Genomic DNA, 21,729 nt, shown 5'->3' on the forward strand with positions numbered 1-21,729 from the left:
TAGCTCTTTTGACCTATGGCTGCGCCGGTGGTGGGGTCCATAGGATCCTTTCATGAGCACATTCGAAGGCATCCCTACAGCCGCATTCCGCTTCTATGCCGAACTCGAAGAGAACAACAACCGTGAGTGGTGGCTGGAACATAAAACAACGTACGACGCCGAGGTCAAGGAGCCGCTGACAGCTCTCCTTTCAGAGCTGGAGCCGCGGTTCGGGCCGGCCAAGATTTTTCGTCCCAACAGGGACATCCGGTTCTCCCAGGACAAGTCGCCATACAAAACTGCCCAAGGTGCCTTTGCCGCCACCCAGGAGGGCGTCGGCTTCTACGTCCAGATCAGTGCGGATGGACTGCTGATCGGTGGTGGTTACCATTCCCACACGCCTGCCCAGCTTGCGCGTTTCCGGGCCGCCGTGGATGCCCCTGACAGTGGATTGGAGCTGCAGGAGATCGTTGATTCGATCGCTACGGCCGGGTTTGCCATCGAGGGCGAGAAGCTCAAGACCGTTCCGCGGGGTGTCGACAAAGACCATCCACGCGCTGAGCTGCTCAAGCACAAGTCGTTGTCGGCGGGCGTGGAGGTTGGGCAACCGGACTGGCTTTCAACTCCCGCTGCCAAAGATGAGATCGCTGCCCGTTGGGAGGTACTGAGGCCTTTGGTGGAGTGGGTCAGCGAGCATGCTGCGCCGTAACGCGAAGGCGCCCGGAAACCGATGTTTCCGGGCGCCTTGTAGGGCAAGAGGTGGCAGCTGTCTGACAAGCTGCCGTGATTGGTTTAGACCTTCGTGTAGCTGTCTTCGTCGCCGTCGGCCCGGCGGACTTCGGGAGCACCGTTGACGGAGGCCCTGGCTGCGGCGAACTTCTCGTTGAGCCTGGAGTGGCGCTGTCCGTAGGAGAAGTAGATGACCATGCCGATGACCAGCCAGATCGCGAAGAAGATCCAGGTTTCCACCGCCAGGTTGGTCATGAGGTAGAGGCAGAGCACCGCGGAGACCCACGGCAGGACCTTGCCGAACGGGACCCGGAAGGCGGGCTTGAGGTCAGGGCGCTTCTTGCGCAGCACCAGGATGCCCAGGCTGACCATCACGAAGGCGGACAACGTGCCAATGTTGATCATTTCCTCGAGGAGATCCACATTGGTCAGACCGGCAACCAGTGCCACAGCGGCGCCGCAGATGATCTGGAGCCGGGCAGGGGTGGAGCGTTTCTCGCTGGTCTTGGACAGCGAACGAGGCAACAAGCCATCGCGGCTCATGGCGAGGACCACTCGGGACAGGCCCATGAGGAGCACCATGATCACCGTGGTCAGACCCACCAAGGAACCGAACGCGATGATCTTGGCAGCGTCCGTGTTGCCCACGGCCTCAAAGGCGGTAGTCAGGGTGGGGTTCTTGACCTCGGCCAGCTGTGTGTAGGAGACCATACCAGTCAGCGCGAGGGAGACCAGGATGTAGAGCAGCGTAACCACTGCAAGGCCACCGAAGATGCCGCGGGGAAGTGTCTTCTGCGGGTTCTTGACCTCTTCTGCGGAGGTGGCCACTACGTCGAAGCCGATGAAGGCGAAGAAGACCAGGGCTGCACCGGCGAAGACGCCCAGCGTTCCGTACTGGGCCGGAGCGGCGCCTGTGAGGAAGCCGAAGAAGGACTGCTTCATGACGTCGGCGGCACCGGAATCGGTGGGCTCAGAGGCCGGGACGAAGGGGGTGTAGTTGGAGAACTTCACGTAGCTGAAGCCAACAACGATCACGAACAGCACCACGGCGATCTTGATCAGCGTAAAGACGTTGCCGACGCGGGCGGACAACTTTGTCCCCAACACCAGCAGCACGGTGAAGATCGCGACGATGAGGAAGGCACCCCAATAGAGGTCAACGCCGCCCACCTTGATTGACGGCGGCATGTCTACGCCCATCAGGCCAAAGACGGTACTGAGGTAGATGCCCCAGTACTTGGCGATCACCGCCGCAGCGGTGAAAAGTTCGAGGATGAGGTTCCAGCCAATAATCCACGCAAGGACCTCGCCCATGGTCGCGTAGGTGAAGACGTAGGCGGAGCCGGCTACGGGAATTGCCGTGGCGAATTCTGCGTAGCACATGATGGCCAGCGCGCACGTGACGGCGGCGATCGCAAAGGAGATGGTGACGGCGGGGCCGGCAAAGTTTGCAGCAGCCTTGGCGCCTACCGAGAAGATCCCGGCGCCGACAGCAACGGCGACGCCCATGATCATCAGGTCCCAGGTGCTGAGGCTGCGCTTCAGCTTGCGACCGGGCTCATCGGCATCGGCGATCGACTGCTCGATCGATTTGGTCCTGAAAATGTTCATAAAAATGCCACATTCTGGATGGGAGTGGTATAGGACTCATCAAGAATAGTGTCCGGTCAATGGACGGCCATATTTATCCCAGATAGTGAGACGGCCTGTGGGGCGCGGGGCAGGTGTGGCTGGTGTGACGAAGGCGGGTTGCCCTCATCACACCAGCTTTGGACCTAATTGCTTGGCACGTCCCAGTCCATGAGGGTGGAACGGATCAGGAATCGCTTCCCCTCGGGAGACTCCACCGAGAACCCACTGCCGCGGCCGGGGACCACATCCACAGTGAGGTGGGTGTGCGACCAGTAATTGAACTGCTCCTTGGACATCCAGAACTCCAGCGGCTGTGGTTCACTGCCAGCTCCAATGTCGAACCTGCCCAGCAGGACATCGGAATCACCTGTCAGGAACTCCCCTGCCGGGTAGCACATGGGTGCCGAGCCGTCGCAGCAGCCGCCCGACTGATGGAACATGAGCGGTCCGTGCTGGTCCCACAGCTTGCGGAGGAGTTCCACGGACACTACGGTCAGCGCCACCCGGGAAAAGTCCTCCCCGGGCAGCGTCACCGCAGCTTCCAAGCTGGCGGAGTCCATCAGAACTTCAGAACCACTCGGCCATCGATCTTGGCGTGCTTCATCTCGTCAAAGACCGCGTTGACCTCCGAGAGCTCCCGGGTAGAGACCGTTGGCTTGATCTTTCCCTGCGCATAGAACTCCAGCGCCTCTTCAAGGTCCTGCCGCGTGCCCACGATCGACCCCCTGACCGTGAGGCCTTTGAGCACGATCTCGAAGATAGGCGCCGGGAAGTCTCCCGGAGGCAGCCCGTTGAAAACGATCGTTCCACCACGCCGTGCCATGCCGATCGCCTGGCCGAAGGCAGAGGGATGCACCGCCGTGACCAGGACACCGTGGCAGCCACCGGTTTCACGTTGGATCACTTCCGCCGGATCCTCATGCAGGGCGTTCACTGTCAGCTCAGCGCCATGTTCACGGGCCAGGGCCAACTTGTCGTCGGCAATGTCCACCGCTGCCACCCGGAGACCCATGGCCACCGCGTACTGCACTGCGATGTGTCCCAAACCGCCGATCCCGGAGATCGTGACCCACTGTCCCGGCCTGGCTTCGGTCATCTTCAGGCCCTTGTAAACGGTGACGCCGGCACACAGCACGGGCGCAACTTCCACAGGGTCCGAGCCTTCCGGGATGCGTGCGGCGAATCGCGTGTCCACCAGCATGTACTCGCCGAACGAGCCGTCCACGCTGTAGCCACCGTTCTGCTGCGACTCGCACAGGGTTTCCCAGCCGGTACGGCAGTACTGGCAGTCCCCGCAGGCAGACCAAAGCCAGGCGTTGCCCACCAACTGGCCAATGGCAACGTCCGTGACACCTTCGCCCAGGGCCACTACTTCTCCCACACCTTCATGGCCGGGAATGAACGGTGGCGTTGGCTTGACCGGCCAGTCGCCTTCAGCGGCGTGCAGGTCCGTATGACATACGCCCGAGGTGATGAGGCGCACCAGCGCCTGGCCGGGACCCGGCGTCGGGCGTTCCACTTCCTTGATCTCGAGGTCGGTTCCAAATTTCGTGACGACTGCAGCGTGCATGGTGGTCATTGACGATCTCCTTTGATCTGTACGAATGATGGGAGTTTTTGTACAGCTGATGCCCCTAAAACCGCTCCATAAGGGCATCTGCTGTACAACAACTCTTAGAAGAAGCCGAGCTTGTTCTCGTTGTAGCTGACCAGGAGGTTCTTGGTCTGCTGGTAGTGGTCCAGCATCATGGCGTGGTTCTCACGGCCAATACCTGAGGACTTGTAGCCACCGAAGGCGGCACCTGCCGGGTAGGCGTGGTAGTTGTTGACCCACACGCGGCCGGCCTGGATTTCCCGGCCTGCGCGGTAGGCGACATTCCCGTTGCGCGACCAGACTCCGGCGCCCAGACCGTACAGCGTGTCGTTGGCAAGGCCGATTGCGTCGTTGTAGTCGCTGAACTTGGTCACGGACACCACCGGTCCGAAGATCTCCTCCTGGAAGATGCGCATCCGGTTGTGGCCTTCGAAGATGGTGGGCTGCACATAATAGCCGCCGGCCAGGTCACCGGACATCTCGGCCCGAGCACCGCCGGTCAGCACCTTGGCGCCCTCCTGCTTTCCGATGTCTATGTAGGAGAGGATCTTCTCCAGCTGGTCATTCGATGCCTGCGCGCCGATCTGGGTGTCGGTGTCCAGCGGGTTGCCCTGGATGATCTTGTTGGTCCGGGCCACGACGTCCGTCATGAAGGAGTCGTAGATCCCTTCCTGGACCAAAGCACGGGACGGGCACGTGCAGACTTCGCCCTGGTTGAAGGCGAAGAGCGTGAAGCCTTCCTGGGCTTTGTCGTAGAAGGCATCGTTCTCGGAGGCAACGTCGTCGAAGAAGATGTTGGGGCTTTTTCCGCCAAGTTCGAGCGTGACGGGAATGAGGTTGTTGGACGCGTACTGGCTGATCAGCCGGCCCGTGGTGGTCTCGCCGGTGAAGGCAATCTTCCGGATGCGGGAGCTCGAGGCGAGGGGCTTGCCGGCCTCCACGCCGAAGCCGTTGACAACGTTCACCACGCCTGCCGGCAGAAGGTCACCGATGAGTTCCATGAGCACAAGGATGGACGTCGGTGTCTGCTCCGCGGGCTTGAGCACCACGGCATTGCCGGCGGCCAGGGCCGGGGCCAGCTTCCAAACAGCCATGAGGATGGGGAAGTTCCACGGGATGATCTGGCCGACAACGCCCAGCGGCTCCTTGAAGTGGTACGCCGTAGTGTCCTCATCCAGCTGGGAGAGGTGGCCTTCCTGCGCACGGACGGCAGAGGCAAAGTAGCGGAAGTGGTCGGCGGCCAACGGAATGTCGGCGTTGAGGGTCTCGCGGACGGGCTTGCCGTTGTCCCACGTCTCTGCGACCGCGAGGAGCTCAACGTTTTCGTCAATGCGATCGGCGATCTTGTTCAGGATGGCTGCGCGCTCGGTGGCAGAGGTCTTGCCCCAGGAGGGTGCAACCTTGTGCGCGGCGTCGAGGGCAAGCTCAATGTCCTCGGAGGTGCCGCGGGCAACTTCGCAGAAGGCCTTGCCCGTGACGGGGGTGATGTTCTCGAAGTAGGCGCCTTTGACCGGGGCAACCCACTCGCCGCCGATCCAGTTCTCGTAGCGGTCCTTGAACGTGACCTTCGAACCCTCGGCACCCGGCTGTGCGTAAACAGTCATTGCTAGCTCCTTTGCTGCGAATCACGGTGGCTGTCGCCATTGATCCGAGCCTAGGAGCGGGGAGGTTGCAGCTACGTTGCAACCTTGTGATTCAGCTCACGCAGACAGTTCGGTGTCGATCCGTTCAAGGTCAGCCACGACGGCGGCCCGCTTGGGTGAGCGCGGCGGCAGCTGCTTGAGGAGTGCAAGGCGGAGGTCGACGTCGTACTTCGCCTCGGGCAGTTCCGCGTACTTGAGCAGCGAATCGACGCTGCCATCACTGAGCAGCGCCTCGCGCAGCAGGTGCCCGACACGCTCACGCAACTGCACGACGCCGGGTGCCTCCGATCGCGGCAGGACCGCACCTTTGTAGATTTCCAGGGCAATGCGGTGGGCGCCACGTTGCAGGCAACTGAGAACCTGGCCGGAGTCGGGCAGCAACTCAACGGGGAGGCGGTAGGGCCGGGATTGGGGAACCGCGTCCGGGCTGAGTTCCTGGATCACCTTGCGGAGCCGCACCATCTCGGCCCGCAGCGTCACTGAGGATCCGTCGCCGGGGTACAGCTGCGTGCACAGGTCCTCGGCGCTGAGCCCGTCAGGGTGGCTGCCGAGGATGGCCAGGATTTCGCTGTGCCGCGCGGACAGGGACACGGTCCGGCCGTCGATGCTGAGGAGGGCTTGGTCGCGGCCCAACAGCTGCAAGCTGTTGCGATACAGGGCATGGCTGGAAGTGGCAGCCGAGTTCCGGCGTCGCGGTTTGGCCCGCACGGCGGCGGCCAGCTGCAGGCGCTCGATCCGCAGTTGGGCCTGCGCTGCAGCGACCGTTGCCTCCACCAGCGAGAGGGTGTGCGGGGCCACGGCAGTTTCCGTGCCTGTAATGTCCACGACGCCCAGCACGGCGCCGGAATCGGGATCGTGGAAGGGAACGGCGGTACAGCTCCAGGGGTGGACGGATCGTTTGAAGTGCTCGGCGCCGGAGATCTGGATGCTGCGGTCAAGGGCCAGCGCGGTGCCTGGTGCACTGGTGCCCACGGAGGCTTCGGACCAGTCGGCTCCGGCCACGAACATCATGCCTTCGGCGCGGCGCTGCATCACGGGATCGCCGTCCACCCACAGGAGGCGGCCGACGTCGTCGCCCACTGCCACCAACAGGCCGCTGTCATGGCTGGGTTGGACCAGCAGCTTCTTGATCACGGGCATGATGGTGGCCAGCGGATGCTGCCTGCGGTACTCCTCCAGTTCGTCCTGGTCCATCGCGAGGGGCGCCTCGGCGACGTCGGGATTGGCCTGCAGGCTGGCGGAGCGTTGCCAGGATTCACGCACCAAGCGGCGGAGGCCAACGATATCCCCGGGCGCGCCCAGACGCAGGGAGTCCAGGCGTTCGTGGCCAACCAAGGCATGCTTCTGGACCAACTCCGCGGCATCGCTGCCTGGAACCGGCGGATGAATGGGTTTCCTCATCGAACTCCCTGGTAGTCCGCAATGACGGTGCGCTGCGTGTAACGGGCGGCACAGTACCGTGAAGTCTAGTTCGGGTGGAGGAGATTGTCAGCCGCGGGAGATCTGGATCATTTCCTCGCGCGGAACAACCTTGATGCGTTCACGGACCACACCGTTGCCGCTACCTTCGCCACCGGACCAGGAAGCACCTAGGGCAGCCTCGTGGGCATCAAGCCGGTTCCAGCCCTCCCAGGTGGTGTATTCGACGCCGCGTTCTTCGAGGAGGTCGATGATGGCCTGCGGATCCGGGTTCTCGGCCGGGGGCAGGGTGAGCCTGTCCTCGAGGAGGAAGCCAATGGTCTCCAGGGCATCGCCCTTGGTGTGGCCAATCAAACCGACCGGTCCGCGCTTGATCCAGCCCGTTGCGTAGATTCCCGGTACGGGCTTGCCGTCGGCGTCCAGGACGCGACCGCCGTCGTTCGGTATGACGCCTCGGCGGGCATCGTACTCAAGCTCCTCCAGCGGTGAACCGTGGTAGCCGATGGCGCGGTAGACGGACTGGACCGGGTACTCGACGAACTCGCCGGTGCCTTTGGCATTGCCCGTTCCGTCCAGCTGCATGCGCTCGAACTTGATCCCGGAGACCTTCCCCGGTGCCTCTGGCGAGTCCAGGACTTCCACCGGGCTGTGCAGGAAGTGCAGGTGCAGGCGGCGTGAAGAGGGCTGCTCGGATTCGGCGTGCTCTTCGACCAGCCAGTTGGTCATGGTGTTGACCATGGTCTTGATCTGGTTGTTCGTCTTGATGGCTTCATCGGAGGCTTCGTCGAACTCGAAGTCTTCCGGGTACAGGACAATGTCCACGTCCTTGCAGTGGGACAGTTCACGCAGTTCCAACGGCGTGAACTTCACCTGGGCGGGACCGCGTCGGCCGAAAACATGAACGTCGGTGACCGGCGACTTCTTCAGCCCTGCGTAGACGTTGTCCGGGATTTCGGTGACCAGCAATTCCTCGGGGTGCTTGACCAGCATCCGCGCGACATCCAAGGCCACATTGCCGTTGCCAATCACGGCGATCTCCTTGGCGTCCAAGGGCCACTCGCGGGGCACGTCCGGGTGTCCGTCGTACCAGGACACGAAGTCGGCGCCTCCGAAGGAACCCTCGAGTTCGATGCCGGGGATGTTCAGGTCCGCGTCCTTGATGGCACCGGTGGAGAAGATCACGGCGTCGTAGAAAGCGCGGAAATCGTGCAGCGTCAAGTCCCGGCCGTAGGTCACGTTGCCCAGAAAGCGGATGTCACCGCGATCCAACACCTTGTGCAGGGCGTTGACGATGCCCTTGATGCGTGGATGATCCGGGGCCACTCCGTAGCGGATCAGGCCGTACGGCGCCGGGTATGCCTCGAAGAGGTCGATGCTGACCTCCACGTCGCCGTCTTTGACCTCATTGGATTTAGTCAGGATGTCCGCGGCGTACACACCTGCGGGACCTGCGCCGACGATCGCAACGCGTAGCGGACGTTTGGGGGTGGTTGCGGCTGAGTTGGACACCGTAAGCCCTTCCGAAGCAGTGAGCCACGCCATTGTTGGGGCGCGCAGATTCCAATTCTAGATGTCGACCCTACGTCAGGCCGCTTATATGGCAGGAGTCACAGAAATTCCCAAACATTGCGGAATATTGCGTCAGGAGATGGTGTTGCCGACAATGTGTCGACACCGGAACAGATCATCTCAAGCTCTTCTTCAAACCAACCCACGACGGCGGCAGTCGGGGGCGGCGGCAAAGGCACCGGAAGCATCGACAAGCCGGTGAGGAGCGAGTCGACGGCGGGGGTCCTGTTCGGCATCGGCGCCTACGGCCTGTGGGGGCTGCTGCCGCTTTACTTCTTTGTTCTGATGCCGGCAAGTGCCATCGAGATCGTAGCCAACCGGATAGTCTGGTCCTTGCTCTTTTGTGCCTTGCTGATCACTATCACCCGGGCCTGGAAGACTTTCTGGGCTGCGGTGAAAGATCGTTCTGTGTTCGGTCCACTGGCCCTGGCAGCGGGCTTGATCGCCATCAACTGGCTCACCTACACGTTCGGCGTCACCACCGGCCACGCGGTGGAAACCTCCTTGGGCTACTTCATCAACCCTCTGGTATCTGTCCTCCTGGGCGTTTTCGTCCTCAAGGAGAAGCTGCGTCCCCTGCAGTGGGCAGCAGTGGGTATCGGATTCGTTGCAGTGGGCGTCCTGACGTTCTCCTACGGGCAGCTGCCGTGGATTGCGCTGATCCTTGCCTTCAGCTTCGGCCTCTACGGCTTCGTCAAAAAGCGCGTCGGACCCAAGGTTGACGCCCTCACCAGCCTCAGCGTGGAGACCGTGGTGTTGGCCCCCCTCGCCGCCATCACCATGGTGGTCCTTGGTGTCACGGGCGTGGAAACCCTCACCACTTTGGGTGCCGGCCACTTCTGGCTGCTGGTGGCTTCCGGTGTCATCACTGCCGTGCCGCTACTTTTCTTTGGTGCCTCCGCCCGACGCTTGCCCATGACCACCATCGGCCTGCTGCAGTACTTTGCGCCGGTCCTTCAGTTCATCGTGGCCCTGACTGTGTTCAACGAGACCATGACCACGGCCCGCTGGATCGGCTTCTGCGTCGTGTGGCTCGCCCTGGTCCTGCTCACCATCGACATGCTGCGGACCACGCGGAAGAACTCCGTGTTGAAGAAGAAGGCCCGTCTGGCGGCTGCCCAGTAGTACTGCAACGCGGGGTCACTTACGGCCCATGTGAAGGGAAATTATGGGCCGTAAGTGACCCCGCGTTGCTTTAGTCCAGCACGTCAGGGTTGGGTTCCTTCTCGGACGAGGGCCGGGCCAATGCACTGGTTTCCAGGGCGAAAACAAGCGGCCCGGTACTCGCGTCACCCGCAATGACCATTTCGAACAGCGAGTCCGCGAGCCGCTTGAACGGATGCTCACCGGATCCCAGCAACCGCACGCCGGCGAGCGCCATTCCGGCCGGCAACTGCAGCCGGATCCGCCCCGATACCGGCGCCCGGGTCACTACGGCGTAGACGTCGCCCGTGGCAGAACGGGTGAAGTAGCCCCACCCCGGATAGTCCCAGCCCTCGGCGAAGCCGCACCCGTAGATGGCTTCCCCGTTGACGGAAAGCCACTCCCCCACTTTCGTGGCGATCCCCACCTCGGCCGGTGCCATGGAACCGTCTCCACGGGGTCCGAAGTTCAGCAGGAAATTGCCGCCAAGGGACGTGCAGTGGGCGATCATGTCCACCACATCCCACGGGTGCTTCAGAGTTGCCTGGGCCCATGGTCCCTGGTGATACCCCCAACTGGCCTGCGGAATGGTCATGCACGCTTCCCAATCCCGCTCAGCCACGCCGTGGTCCCATGGCTCCGGCAATCTGCGTTCGTAGCCGCTTTCGTAATCACCCATGAGTGCTCCGTTGGAATCGACGTGCCGTGCGCCGAAGTCGTCGGCCCGGAGCCTGCTGTTGACCACCACGCCGGGAATCCGTTCCTTCAGCATCCGCTCGACTTCCCAGGTCCACCACCCGTTGGCTTTCACGGACTCGTCCCAGGTGCCGTCGAACCAGAATCCCTTGACCGACGGATACCGCTCGGCGAGTTCCTCCAACTGCTTCATCGCAAAGTCGAGGTAGCGGGCGAAAGCCAGGCTGTCGGCGTCGTCCTCCAGCGTGAAACGCCAGTCCGGGTGCCGCCAGTCCAGCACTGAGTAGTAGAAGTTGACGTCGATTCCCCGGGCCTCGTACGCCGCGACGAGTTCGCCCAGGACATCCCTGCCCGATGGCGTATTGCCCATGTGGAAGTCCGTGTGGGCGCTCGGCCACAAGCAAAAGCCGTCATGATGTTTGGTGGTGATGGTCATGTAGCGGGCACCGAGGGCCACCGCCGTGTCCGCCCACCGTTCGGCGTCGAAGTCAGCCAGGGTGAAGTCCTTCGCCAGCGCTTCCCAGCGCTGCTGCGGAATTTTCGCGACGCGCGGCAGGAACTCGGCCGCGAACTCCACGTCCTTGCCCTCCCATCGGCCAGCCGGCAGCGAGTAGAGGCCCCAGTGGATGAACTGCCCCACCCGGTGGCTCCGGAACCGCTGCATTGCAGCATCCTCACGGGGTTTTTCGCGGGACGCGCCGTACTTGAGGTCCATCACTTTCCCACCTGCCCGTCCCACGGCACAAACGTCCGCAGGTCAAAAGTCTGCGAAGTGCCGCTCGCCCACGTGACTGACACTTCCGTGCCGGAAACCACGACGGCGGCAGCCGCCTTGAGCGTTTCGGGGGCCGGAGCCTCGTCCCGGGTCAGGGTGTGGAGCGCGATGTGGACCGTTTCCCCGCTGGTGCGCTGCGCGCCCAGAACCGGTACAGCTGAGTGCTCGCCCATGGCGTTGGCTCCCGCATAGCGGGTGGTGTCCGGATCCTGCCACCCGTGGATAGCTGTGATTGCCGCGAACACGTCGCCGTTGCTGACCCATGCCGTGTCTTCGGACCGGCCCGCTTGCACGGGTTGGGCTCCGGCGACGGCATGACCACCTTCCCGGACGGAATACTCCACCGGTCCGCGGACCAGGTGGCAACGAAGCTCATGAATCCCGTTCACTGCAGAGACGGTGGTCACGGCAGTGCCGGTCAAGGTCTTTCCATACAGCTGCGGAATGTGCACGGATCCGCTGACGAGTCCGTCCGTGCGGGTGGCGCGGAGGGCACACCGCCGGCTCGCCACGCCGTCGGACCCCAACAACGCAAGGTGGCCGTCCACATTGTCCTCCCACGCAGCACCCGTGCCCGGGGCCGTGTGCGTGGAATAGGAGAACTTGGCGTAATGCGGATCGTCGGGGTCCGTGCCGCCTCCCACTGGCAAGCCGCAGTGATCGCTGCCGTGATTGGTCAGACGCACCAAGCCGCCGTGGGTGGTCAACGTCCAGCCGGCATCGGGCAAGGACCGCAGCTGAGCCGGACCGTCCGTGGGCTGCGGCTCTTCCACGTCCTGCCACACCCGGTGCTCCGGCGGGAGGGCCAAGCCAAGGAAGCCGATGCCCGCCAAGTACGGCGAGCCGAAACCGCTGTACGCCTGGCAGGATGCCAGGTGCTCGTCGTACCAGCCAAGGTTCGGCGGCCCATCCACCCCTACGCCCTTGGCGGTGAAGTTCGCCAGCACACCGGACGCCAAACGTCGGGTTGCGCCCGGGGTCAGCGGGTTCACGCCCGAGATTTCCGCACACCACAGCGCAGCCAGGACAGCCGTGCGGTACGCCAGGGATCGCCCGACGTGCAGCACCGCTCCATCCTTGGCGAACATGAGGCTCTGCGTGCCCACGAACTCCCGCAAACGGTCCAGGTGACGGCGGCCCTCAGGGGTGTCCTCCCGGCCGGTCATCTTGTACCAAGCCCACAGATACGGGTGAATGGCCCACGCGTTGTAGTAGTCGATCGCGTGTTCCGGCCCATCCGTGTACCAGCCATCACCCACATACCAGGACTCCACCCGTGCCACGTTCCGCGCCCCAATGCAGCCCGACACGTCCTCACCCACCGAACGCAGGAAACCCTCAGCCATTGCGGGGAACAGCTGCCAGTTGTTGCCCCACACCTCAAGCCGGGCATGGTGCCGCAACCAATCCGCAACCTGCTTCTTCTCCCCCGCCGACAAGGGCTCCCACAGCCACTCTCGGGCAATGTAGAGCGAGAAGGCGATGTTCGCCGCTTCCACGATCGAGTTGGTCACCCCCAGCAAAGGAGACTTGCAGGTGACCCCCAACGGCCAGCGTTCCTCTCCCCCCGGATCAGTGCCGGCAAGCAGCGCCTCCCGGTACCAGGCCGCCAAACCCAGCCGATCCTGGCCACATGCACCGGCAATCCGCGGCGCAGCCATCAACAGGCTCCGCCCGATGGTTTCCATGCCTTCCCGGCGCTCGCCGTCGCGGGTCACCGGGCCAGGGAGGCGTGGGCTCGCCTTCAACGGGCTGGAATATTGGCGGATGTGTTCCAGCCAGTGGTCAGCCGTGGCCTCCCAGTGGCTGCGGGTCCAGCCCGTGAATGGGGACTGGTCTTTGTTGGTTTCGGGTAGCCACGGCAAGTTGGGCAGGGACTGTGTCACGGTGTTGGGTCCTTGGGTTCAGGCAAACTGGGGTTGTGCGGACTGGCTACTTGGCCAAGGCCGATTCGTATTCGCCGCGGATGGTGTCTCCGCCGTTCTTCTTCCAGTCCGCCACGGCGCTCTTGAGTGCGTCCATGGTGCCACGTCCGGCGATGACTGCCGTGGCGGCGTCGGACACAGGCTGTCCGAGCTTGGCGCCCTTGCTGGCGTTCGTGGGGCTGAACAGCGTGCCACACGGATCTTCGACGCCCAGCGGAATGAGCTTTGAGTAGGCGTTGTGCATGACGTCCACGATGTCCTTGTTGCTGGGGTCGTAGACAACCTGCTGCGGCGCGGCGAGGTACTTCCACGGCACGGCGTTGTCCAGCAAAGCACGCTCGGTGACCACGGGATTGCCGTTGGCATCCAGGGTGTAGTCTGCTCCTTCTGCTCCGTAGTTGAGCAGCAGGTACTCTTCGCTGCCGAACGGGGCCGCCAGGAAGTTTGCAACCGCCAGGACTTCCTTGAGCTTGGCTTCGTCGGCCTTCTTCAGCATGACAGTGGCGAAGGTGATGTTATCCAACCAGGTCTGTGCCTTGCCGCCGTCGTGGCCTACTGGGATGAACGGCACGGCGTTGTTGGCCTTGTTGGCGGCGGGGATGCTGCGGCCGTAGCCGGTGGGGCCAATGTAAGCGGGGAGGCCGTCGTAGATCATGGCCACCTTGCCGGAGATGAAGGAGTTCACCATCTGCGACTTGGTCCAGCCCTCGGAGCCCGGCACGTAGAGGCCGTCTTTGTAGAGCTTGGCTGCGAACTCGATCGCGGCCATGTATTCGTCCGTTTCGAACGCCCTGGTGAGTTTGCCGCCGTCGTTCTTCCAGACGTTCGGCGTCCGGAACATGTGGTGCAGCATCGTCAGGCCGAACTTGGTACTGCCCAACGCCCACTGGTTCTTGGACGGGTTGGTGAGCTCCTTGGCCACCCGGTAGAAATCGTCCTTGTCCTTGATGTCCTCGGTGGACTTGATGCCCACGTTCTCCAACAGGGTCTGGTTCACGAAGCCGGAGCCACCGGTCAGGTTGCGCGGGATGGGCAGCGAGTAGAGCTTGCCGGCCTGGACGGTTTGCTTCCAGAACACCTCCGGGATGGCGGCCAGGTTGGGGTAATCCTTGATCTTGTCGCCACCCAGCATCGGCGTCAGGTCCGCGCACTTGGCCTGGAGGAACTCCACGATGTTGGGCACGGCGGCGCCGTCGTTGAGCATGAGGTCGGGCAGCTCGCCGCCGGCAATGATCGTGTTGAACTTGGTGGCGTAGTCATCCGAGGACACCGAGGTGATCTCCACCTGACCGCCCAGGCGTGCTTCGATGGCCTGCCACGCGGGGTTGTCCGCCCGGGCGTTGGGGGCCGTGCCGAACAGGTTGGTGATGGCGGTGACCTTGCCACCCTTGAGCGGTGGGCTCTCCACGCTTCGGAACGGTGCGGGGTACTTGTAGAACGCCGCCGGCACGCCTTCTGCCGTGCCGGCGATGTCCGCCGCGGCCGCCTTAAGGGGCATGTGCGTGGGGAGCAATGCTTCGCTGGCGTTCGAGGCAACAGTGGTGGTTCGCTGGCCGCAGCCCACCAAGGCCCCGCCGCTGAACAACGCCAGGGCGCCGATGCCCGTGACGGAAAGGAAGTTCCGGCGGCTGGGGCCGGAAGTCTGGATTGATTTCATGGGATGCCCTTTCACAAATGGTTTGACTAGCCTTTGATGGCGCCGGTGAGGACGCCTTTGGTGAAGTACCGCTGAAGGAACGGGAACACGATCACGATGGGGATCAGCGAAATCACGACGACGGCCATCTGGATCGCTTGCGACGGCACCGCGATCTCGGCTACTGCGGAGTCGCCCATGGGCTGGCCCAGCAGGACGTATTGGCGCAGGATCATGGACAGCGGCCACTTGTCGTCGTTCAGGTAGAGCATGGCGTTGAAGAATGCGTTCCAGTACCCCACGGCGTAGAAGAGCCCGACGACCGCCAACACACCACGTGAGAGTGGCAACACCATCTGGACCAGGATGCGGAAGTCGCCGGCGCCGTCGATCTTCGCCGCCTCGAAGAGCTCCTGCGGCAGGTTCATGAAGAAGGACCTCACCACCACCAGGTTGAAGGCACTCATCAAGGTGGGCAGGACCAAGGCCGCGTAGCTGTCCAGCAATCCGAGTTCCTTGACCATGAGGAAGCTGGGAATGATGCCCGGGCTGAAGAGCATGGTGAACAGGGCCGTCATGAGGAAGAAGCGGCCGCCCACGAGGTCCCGGCGGGTCAGTCCGTACGCCATCGCGACCGTGACCACCAGTGACAGGGCCGTGCCCACGGTGGTGATCACCAGGGACCGGATCAGCGCATCAGTGACAACGCCACCGGCGAAGATGGTCTGGTACGCAGCGAAAGTGGGCTCCTTGGGGAAGAGCACCAGGCCGTTGTTGTTGGCGATCTCGCTTTGGCTGGACAGGCTCGTGGCGAGGACCGCAAGCAGGGGGTACAGGGCCAGGAAGCAAATGACCACCAGCGCGATGGCCTTGGAGACTTGCACGGCCGGCTTGGGCTTTTCCATCCAGACGGGGCGGGTGTCCTTTGTTTTCGGCCTGTTTTTCGGGCGGCGGCCCAGGCCGGCCACCAGTGTGCTACTTGGATTTGCCATTGGAATAGACACCTTCCTGTCCAAAGAAATGCGCGAGCTTGTTGGCGCCGAGCACCAGGATCAGTCCGACGATCCCCTTGACGAGTCCGACGGCGGCGGCCGGTCCCCACTGCCCGTCCTGAATGCCATGGAAGTAGACGTAGGTATCCAACACTTCGCCTGCACCGGGTCCCACGTTGTCGCGCTGCAGGACGATCTGTTCGAACCCGACGGACAGGATGCTGCCGAGGTTGAGGATGAGCAGCAGGACGATCACCGGCATGATCCCCGGGAGCGTGATGTGCCAGAGCCGGTGACGGGCGTTTGCCCCATCCACGGCGGCGGCTTCGTAGAGCTCCTGGTCCACGTTCATGAGGGCGGCCAGGAAGATGATGGTTCCCCAGCCGGCGTCTTTCCAGATGGACTGGATGGTGACCAGGAAGGGGAAGAACTCCGGCGTGGTCATGGCATCGAAGCGCGGCAGGCCCAGGTTTTCCAGCAGGTGCGGAACGGCCCCGGTAGCGCCGAGGACCTCGGAGAAGACCGCCACGATGATGACCCAACCGATGAAGTGCGGCAGGTAGACAACGCTCTGCACGAACTTCCGGATCTTGTTGGAGACGATGCTGTTGAGCAGCAGGGCCAGGCAGATGGGAACCGGGAAGAAGAGGGCCAGCTGGAGGCCCGTGATCACCAGTGTGTTGCGGAGGGCCTCCCAGAATGCACCGTCCTGGAACATGGCCGCGAAGTTGTCCAGGCCTACCCAGACGCTGTCCATGAAGCCGAGATACGGCTTGTAGTCCAGGAACGCGATGATGTTGCCGGCGAGCGGGACGTAGTGGAACACCACGAAGTACAAGAAGCCCGGGGCGATCAGGAGCAACATCACTTTGTCGCGTCGGATCCTTGCCGTGAGGCTCTTCTTGCGGGCCTGCCCTCGGGCCGCTTCCTTTGGTGGTCGACCCCGACGGCGACCTTCCGCCACCGCAGCCGGCCCACCGACGTCGGGCGTCACGTGGGGCGTGAGTGTCTGGCTGTTGCTGCTCATGTATTTCCTCTGTCTGCGCCGCAAGGACGGATGTGGAGTGGCCCGGCGCCTGGGGAGCGCTCAGTGGCTAGAAATAGTAAGCGTTTACTATGGAGAAGAAGCTACCCAGTTGCACGGTGTGATGTCAATAACATGCACAAAACCATACAAACGTTGATTCTGCGGGATTGACAGGATTTCAACTACCCGCCTAGGGTGACTGGAAATAGCAAGCGCTTTCTATAGTTTTCCATCGACGAACCGGACGGAACCGCAGTGACCACCAACCTCCACCAAGCCGGCACCATCAAGGCTGCGTTCGTGATGGGCCGCAACACCCTGCGCACCCTGTTCAGCCCCGAGGACCTGGCGCGACTCCACGGAATGGTCACCCTGGTGGACTCCGAGCCCATTGCGGACTTTTCCGCGCCGGGAGCTTTGGAGCTGCTGGCAGATGCGGAACTGCTCATCACAGGGTGGGGTGCACCCACCATTGACGCCTTCGTGGTGGACCAGCTGCCCAGGTTGCGGTGCATCGTCCATGCGGCGGGCACCGTCAAGACGTTCCTGTCCCCCGCGGTTTACGAGCGCGGGATAGAGGTGTCATCATCTGCTGCCGCCAACGCCGTGCCAGTGGCGGAGTTTACATTTGCCGCGATCGTCATGGGCCTCAAGCGGGCCCGCAGGTTCAGCGAACAATTGCGCATCACAGGGGCCTCGCGCAACACGTCCGGTTTCCCCACCATTGGAACCAACGGCGTGACCATCGGACTGGTGGGGGCCTCCCGCGTCGGCCGCCTAGTGATCGGGCTGCTCAAGAACCTCGATGCCCGGGTGCTGGTCTACGATCCTTACCTCACCGTCGTCGACGCCTCGGAACTTGGCGTTGAAACCGTCGGACTGGACCAGTTGTGCGCGATGTCCGATGTTGTGAGCGTCCACGCTCCGGACATCGCGGAAACGCGGGGCATCATCGGCGCGCAGCAACTCGCCCTCATGAAGGACGGAACGCTGGTCATCAATACGGCCCGCGGCGCCCTCATCGATGCCACCGCTCTGACCGCCGAGCTGGTTTCCGGACGGCTGGACGCGTATCTTGACGTCACAGATCCAGAGCCGCTCCCAGCCAGCTCCGTGCTGCACACACTGCCCAATGTGGTGCTGACACCCCACATTGCGGGGGCGATGGGCAACGAAATCCACCGTTTGGGCAGCCACGCCGTGATGGAAATCCGCCGATTGAGCGAGGGCTTGCCCTTGGCTTATCCGGTATTGGCCGCGGATCTTGCGAGAATCGCTTAGTGACTGAGAAAAGCTCCCCCACAGATCCGATCCACGCCCGCGGCGGCAGCGGCGCCACCATTGCCGACGTTGCGCAGGCGGCAGGCGTGTCGGTGGCCACCGTTTCGAGGGCCTTGAGCGGCAACTACCCGGTGGCAAAAGCCACGCGCGAGCGCATCTTCCGGTCCGTGGCTGATCTTGGCTACGTGGCCAATGCGCATGCCCGTGCCCTCGCCGGTGCCACGACGCGCACCGTCGGAATCATCATCAACGACGTCGCCGATCCCTTCTTCGCCTACATCGCCCGCGGAGTTGAGAGGCAGGCGAGCGCAGAGGGACGCATGTGCCTTATCACCGCGACCCACGGAGACAAGGAACGCGAACTCGCACTGGTGGACCTCATGCGCGAGCAACGTACCGATGCCGTGATCCTGGTGGGTGGGGCCTCGGACGACCCCAGATACAGGAAGCAAATGGCCGACCGTGCCCGTGCACTTTCTGCGGCCGGATCATCCCTGGTTCTCTGCGGACGCCCTTCGTTGGGGGCCGGCGTCCCTACCAAAATGGTCACCTACGACAACGAAGGTGGTGCCTTCGCGATCACGGACTACCTGATCTCCCAGGGACACCGCAGGATCCTTTACGTTGGCGGCCCCCGCGATTTCTCGACGACGGCCTCTCGGCTTGCCGGCTTCTACCGCGCTCTGGATGCCCGCGGCATTGAGCGGGATCCTTCGCTGGTCCACGAGGGCGCGTTTGGCCGTGGTTTCGGATACAGCCGCATGCGCGAGCTGCTGGACCAGGAGATCGACTTCACTGCGGTCTTCGGTGCCAACGACCTCGTGGCCGCCGGCATCCTGGAGGCGCTCGAGGAACGCGGAATCCGGGTTCCCCAGGATGTCTCAGTGGTTGGCTACGACGACGTTCCGGTGGCAAGCGAGCTTCGACCGCGGCTCACCACGGTCCGCGTTCCGCTGGAAGAACTGGGTCGTGAAGCCGTGCGGTTGGCCCTGTCCCAGTCACCGCACGACGCCGGCGCCTCATCTGACAACACGCTCACGGTCGGCACCCACATAGTCATCCGGGACTCGGTTTCGCCTCCCAACAAGGCCTGAGCAGTTTTGTTCATTTCTGTTGAGGTGGCCGGGAACCGGACATAAAGTTGCGGAAACTTTCACCGCAATGTCCACCCCATCACGCCTGGAACAGTTTTGAACGGAGCAGTTTTGAACTTCAATGGACCCACAATGAGCCGCAGGACCCTTTTCCGCGCAGGAGGTGCAGCAGCCCTCGCGGGTGCCCTGCTTTCCCAGGCCGGGCCTTCGTTTGCCGCTTCGGGGCTTCAGGAACTGATCGATCGACGCCGGTTGGTCCTCACCGGAGGCCAGAGCGCCGCAGACATCCCCGAGCTCGCAGCGCAACTTGAAGGCATGGGCGAGACCACCGGGAAATGGTGGACTTCCTTGGACAAGGCCCCGGCGCGGACCTCCCTGTGGAGCGATATCCCTTTGACGGGCATCGGACAGTCCACTGCTGCTACAGGCAATATGGGCCTGCACTTCAACCGCCTGTACGACATGGCCTTGGGGTATGCAGTCCCCGGCAATCCTTATGCAGGAAACCCGGAACTGGCCGCCGACATTGTGGCGGGCCTGCAGCTCCTCAATGACACGGCGTACAAACCGTCCACCAAGGCAGCAGGCAACTGGTGGTTCTGGGAGATCGGCGTTCCCCGGAAGACCGTGGACATCCTCACCCTGCTTCATGCCGAAGTTCCCGAAGCCCTGCGGACATCCCTGTTGGCAGCCGTGCGTTGGTTTGCGCCCAACCCGAATTGGCGCGGCCGTGCCACATCCCTGGCGGAGACCGGCGCCAACCGCGTGGACAAGTCGCTGGCCTGCTGCATGCGGGGCATCCTGGACAACAAACCGGACGAGATCGCCCTGGGCAGGGACGCCTTGAGCGACACCGTCCGCGGCGGGATCAACAGTGTCTTTACCTACGTCACCAGCGGCGACGGCTTTTACGCCGATGGTTCCTATGTCCAACACTCTTACCTGCCCTACGCGGGCACTTACGGCGTGGTGGCCCTGGCCGGCATCGCCGAGATCATCGCGATGCTGGGTGGAAGCACCTGGGCAGTGAACGACCCCAAGCGCTCCGTGCTCCTCGACGCCGTGGAGGAGACCTATGCCCCGTTCGTCTGGGACGGACGGATCATGGACACCATCCGTGGCCGTGCAGTCTCCCGCCAACGCGAACCCGATTACGTCAGCGGTTTTGGACTGATCTCCGCTGTCCTGCTGCTGGCACCGGGTTGCGATGAACCCTACCGTTCACGGTTCCTGGCCTTGGCCAAGGGCTGGTTGGAACGCTGCGCGGACCAGAAACTCGTGGGGCATCCAACGCAGAGCCTGGCAAAGTCCTTGCTCTCGCTCGGCGTCCTGTCAGATACCTCCGTGGTCGCTGTGCCGGCACCCGTCTACAGCCGTATGTTTGCCGACCAAGACCGTTTGGTCCATCACCGCCCGGGCTGGGGCTGCACCGTGAACCTCTCCTCCAAGCGCATCGGCCGTTACGAGTGGGGCAACAGTGAGAACAACCTCGGCTGGTACCAGGGCGACGGGATGACCTTCCTGTACACACGGCAGGATCCTTCCCAGTTCAGCGCTGACTTCTGGCCGACAGTTGACCCCTACGCCCTTCCCGGCACCACCGTCAACGATCAAGTAAGGGCGAGCGGCGCTGGCGGGGCAGGGACCGGCATCCCCCGCGCCTTCCAGGCGTTCGCCGGTGGACTCACCGTGGACGGTCGCTGGGGCGTCATCGGCATGGACCACCTCAACCACAACAAAACCCTGTCCGGTCGGAAGTCATGGTTCTTCCTGGACGATGCTGTGGTCTGCCTCGGGGCGGGAATCACCGGTACGGGCGGCGCTGCGGTACAGACCACCATAGAGAACAGGTCGTTCGCGGTTGGGTCCGTACCGTCGGTGCGGACCGACTCCCGGAACCGTCGTATGGCGCCGGGCGACACACCCGTGGTCTTGAAGCGGTCCGCGCACGTTGAAGGGCACGGAGGCTATGTCTTCCTCGATGCGCCTGGCGTTTCCGGGTCTGCTGAAGTTGCGGTGGTTCGCCGGACGGGCAGCTGGTTCGACGTGAATTCAGGGGCGGACACTGGCGGCACCACCGATCCGGTCACCCGGGACTACGTCACCATTACGCATCGGCACGGTAGTGACCCGGCGGCATCCGGCTACGCCTATATGGTCTTGCCCGCTGCCGGCCACTCCACCACGTTCTCCCAGTCCGCCAACCCCGATGTGAAGGTCCTTGCCAACTCTGCCGAAGTCCAGATGGTGGAGGTTGGCAAGGACAAGCTGGTCATGGCCAACTTCTTCGCGGCAGGTTCAGCCGGCGGGTACACAGCGTCCGGGCCGTGCACCGTGTCCGCACACCAGACCGGGGACAAGCTCACCTTGGCCGTGGCGGATCCGTCCCGAACGCGGGCTGCTGTGAGGATCACGCTCGCCGGGTCCGACTGGAGCACGCTGGTGGATTCCGGGCCCGGCGTGGTCTTGGTCAGCGCCAACCCGGTGGTCATTGAGGTCCAGCTCGACGGGCATGGCCACCAGAAGAACCTGACGCTGGGCACCTAGCTGAAAGCAACGCGGGGTCACTTACGGCCCATCCGAGTGGTAAACATG

Annotated in this window: 16 protein-coding genes; 5 read left to right on the top strand and 11 right to left on the bottom strand. The window is 63.2% G+C overall.

What is annotated here, in order from left to right:
• Positions 1–52: 52 nt before the first annotated feature.
• Positions 53–688 carry a DUF2461 domain-containing protein gene (locus tag J3D46_RS21690; RefSeq protein WP_231340713.1) on the top strand — a complete coding sequence of 212 codons (636 nt, stop codon included), beginning with the start codon at positions 53–55 and terminating at the stop codon, positions 686–688.
• An 83-nt stretch (positions 689–771) separates the two neighbouring features.
• Here the strand turns inward: J3D46_RS21690 and J3D46_RS21695 are convergent, their stop codons facing one another.
• The 6 genes from J3D46_RS21695 to J3D46_RS21720 form a co-directional block, all read right to left on the bottom strand.
• Positions 772–2,319, bottom strand: coding sequence for an amino acid permease (locus tag J3D46_RS21695; protein WP_231340712.1), 1,548 nt, complete (start codon positions 2,317–2,319; stop codon positions 772–774).
• A gap of 164 nt (positions 2,320–2,483) precedes the next feature.
• Positions 2,484–2,900, bottom strand: coding sequence for a DUF779 domain-containing protein (locus tag J3D46_RS21700; RefSeq protein ID WP_231340711.1), 417 nt, complete (start codon positions 2,898–2,900; stop codon positions 2,484–2,486).
• Positions 2,900–3,910 carry an alcohol dehydrogenase AdhP gene (adhP, locus tag J3D46_RS21705; RefSeq protein ID WP_231340737.1) on the bottom strand — a complete coding sequence of 337 codons (1,011 nt, stop codon included), beginning with the start codon at positions 3,908–3,910 and terminating at the stop codon, positions 2,900–2,902. Before adhP ends, J3D46_RS21700 begins: the two co-directional genes overlap by 1 nt.
• 104 nt (positions 3,911–4,014) lie before the next feature.
• Positions 4,015–5,538, bottom strand: coding sequence for an aldehyde dehydrogenase family protein (locus tag J3D46_RS21710; protein WP_231340710.1), 1,524 nt, complete (start codon positions 5,536–5,538; stop codon positions 4,015–4,017).
• Positions 5,539–5,634: 96 nt separating this feature from the next.
• A complete protein-coding gene (locus tag J3D46_RS21715; RefSeq protein ID WP_253468780.1) occupies positions 5,635–6,978 on the bottom strand; it encodes a GAF domain-containing protein in 1,344 nt (447 codons plus the stop codon).
• Positions 6,979–7,065: 87 nt separating this feature from the next.
• Positions 7,066–8,505: an FAD-dependent oxidoreductase gene (locus J3D46_RS21720; protein WP_253468782.1), complete on the bottom strand. Its 1,440-nt coding sequence runs from the start codon at positions 8,503–8,505 to the stop codon at positions 7,066–7,068.
• Between the two features lie 117 nt (positions 8,506–8,622).
• Between J3D46_RS21720 and rarD the strand changes: the two genes are divergently transcribed.
• Positions 8,623–9,690, top strand: a complete 1,068-nt coding sequence (gene rarD, locus J3D46_RS21725) for an EamA family transporter RarD (protein WP_253468784.1) — start codon at positions 8,623–8,625, stop codon at positions 9,688–9,690.
• Between the two features lie 70 nt (positions 9,691–9,760).
• On the opposite strand, the gene J3D46_RS21730 is transcribed toward rarD, so the two are convergent.
• Genes J3D46_RS21730 through J3D46_RS21750 form a run of 5 tightly spaced genes read right to left on the bottom strand, consistent with a single transcriptional unit; the run spans position 9,761 to position 16,759 of the window.
• Positions 9,761–11,119 carry an alpha-L-fucosidase gene (locus J3D46_RS21730; RefSeq protein WP_253469272.1) on the bottom strand — a complete coding sequence of 453 codons (1,359 nt, stop codon included), beginning with the start codon at positions 11,117–11,119 and terminating at the stop codon, positions 9,761–9,763.
• Complete coding sequence (locus tag J3D46_RS21735) at positions 11,119–13,065, bottom strand: DUF2264 domain-containing protein (protein ID WP_253468786.1); 1,947 nt, start codon at positions 13,063–13,065, stop codon at positions 11,119–11,121. The genes J3D46_RS21730 and J3D46_RS21735 overlap by 1 nt, the downstream gene beginning before the upstream one ends.
• A 46-nt stretch (positions 13,066–13,111) precedes the next feature.
• A complete protein-coding gene (locus J3D46_RS21740; protein ID WP_231340705.1) occupies positions 13,112–14,761 on the bottom strand; it encodes an extracellular solute-binding protein in 1,650 nt (549 codons plus the stop codon).
• 26 nt (positions 14,762–14,787) lie between these two features.
• Complete coding sequence (locus tag J3D46_RS21745) at positions 14,788–15,732, bottom strand: carbohydrate ABC transporter permease (RefSeq protein ID WP_253468788.1); 945 nt, start codon at positions 15,730–15,732, stop codon at positions 14,788–14,790.
• The gene (locus tag J3D46_RS21750) at positions 15,716–16,759 is read right to left on the bottom strand and encodes a sugar ABC transporter permease (RefSeq protein WP_253468789.1); all 1,044 of its coding nucleotides are present in this window, start codon (positions 16,757–16,759) and stop codon (positions 15,716–15,718) included. Before J3D46_RS21750 ends, J3D46_RS21745 begins: the two co-directional genes overlap by 17 nt.
• A 255-nt stretch (positions 16,760–17,014) precedes the next feature.
• On the opposite strand from J3D46_RS21750, the gene J3D46_RS25105 reads away from it, so the two are divergent.
• The 3 genes from J3D46_RS25105 to J3D46_RS21765 all read left to right on the top strand — a co-directional run bounded on the left by J3D46_RS25105 (position 17,015) and on the right by J3D46_RS21765 (position 21,681).
• Positions 17,015–18,040 carry a hydroxyacid dehydrogenase gene (locus J3D46_RS25105; RefSeq protein ID WP_253468791.1) on the top strand — a complete coding sequence of 342 codons (1,026 nt, stop codon included), beginning with the start codon at positions 17,015–17,017 and terminating at the stop codon, positions 18,038–18,040.
• Complete coding sequence (locus J3D46_RS21760) at positions 18,040–19,134, top strand: LacI family DNA-binding transcriptional regulator (protein ID WP_253468793.1); 1,095 nt, start codon at positions 18,040–18,042, stop codon at positions 19,132–19,134. Before J3D46_RS25105 ends, J3D46_RS21760 begins: the two co-directional genes overlap by 1 nt.
• Before the next feature lie 132 nt (positions 19,135–19,266).
• The gene (locus J3D46_RS21765) at positions 19,267–21,681 is read left to right on the top strand and encodes a polysaccharide lyase 8 family protein (RefSeq protein ID WP_253468795.1); all 2,415 of its coding nucleotides are present in this window, start codon (positions 19,267–19,269) and stop codon (positions 21,679–21,681) included.
• The last annotated feature ends 48 nt before the right edge of the window (positions 21,682–21,729 follow it).

Source organism: Paenarthrobacter sp. A20 (assembly GCF_024168825.1).
Classification (GTDB): domain Bacteria; phylum Actinomycetota; class Actinomycetes; order Actinomycetales; family Micrococcaceae; genus Arthrobacter.

Excerpts from the sequence above, each read along its gene's own strand:
- J3D46_RS21690 (WP_231340713.1), top strand. The coding sequence starts at position 53 with ATGAGCACATTCGAAGGCATCCCTACAGCCGCATTCCGCTTCTATGCC.
- J3D46_RS21695 (WP_231340712.1), bottom strand. The coding sequence starts at position 2,319 with ATGAACATTTTCAGGACCAAATCGATCGAGCAGTCGATCGCCGATGCC.
- J3D46_RS21700 (WP_231340711.1), bottom strand. The coding sequence starts at position 2,900 with ATGGACTCCGCCAGCTTGGAAGCTGCGGTGACGCTGCCCGGGGAGGAC.
- adhP (WP_231340737.1), bottom strand. The coding sequence starts at position 3,910 with ATGCACGCTGCAGTCGTCACGAAATTTGGAACCGACCTCGAGATCAAG.
- J3D46_RS21710 (WP_231340710.1), bottom strand. The coding sequence starts at position 5,538 with ATGACTGTTTACGCACAGCCGGGTGCCGAGGGTTCGAAGGTCACGTTC.
- J3D46_RS21715 (WP_253468780.1), bottom strand. The coding sequence starts at position 6,978 with ATGAGGAAACCCATTCATCCGCCGGTTCCAGGCAGCGATGCCGCGGAG.
- J3D46_RS21730 (WP_253469272.1), bottom strand. The coding sequence starts at position 11,119 with ATGGACCTCAAGTACGGCGCGTCCCGCGAAAAACCCCGTGAGGATGCT.
- J3D46_RS21740 (WP_231340705.1), bottom strand. The coding sequence starts at position 14,761 with ATGAAATCAATCCAGACTTCCGGCCCCAGCCGCCGGAACTTCCTTTCC.
- J3D46_RS21745 (WP_253468788.1), bottom strand. The coding sequence starts at position 15,732 with ATGGCAAATCCAAGTAGCACACTGGTGGCCGGCCTGGGCCGCCGCCCG.
- J3D46_RS21750 (WP_253468789.1), bottom strand. The coding sequence starts at position 16,759 with ATGAGCAGCAACAGCCAGACACTCACGCCCCACGTGACGCCCGACGTC.
- J3D46_RS21765 (WP_253468795.1), top strand. The coding sequence starts at position 19,267 with ATGAGCCGCAGGACCCTTTTCCGCGCAGGAGGTGCAGCAGCCCTCGCG.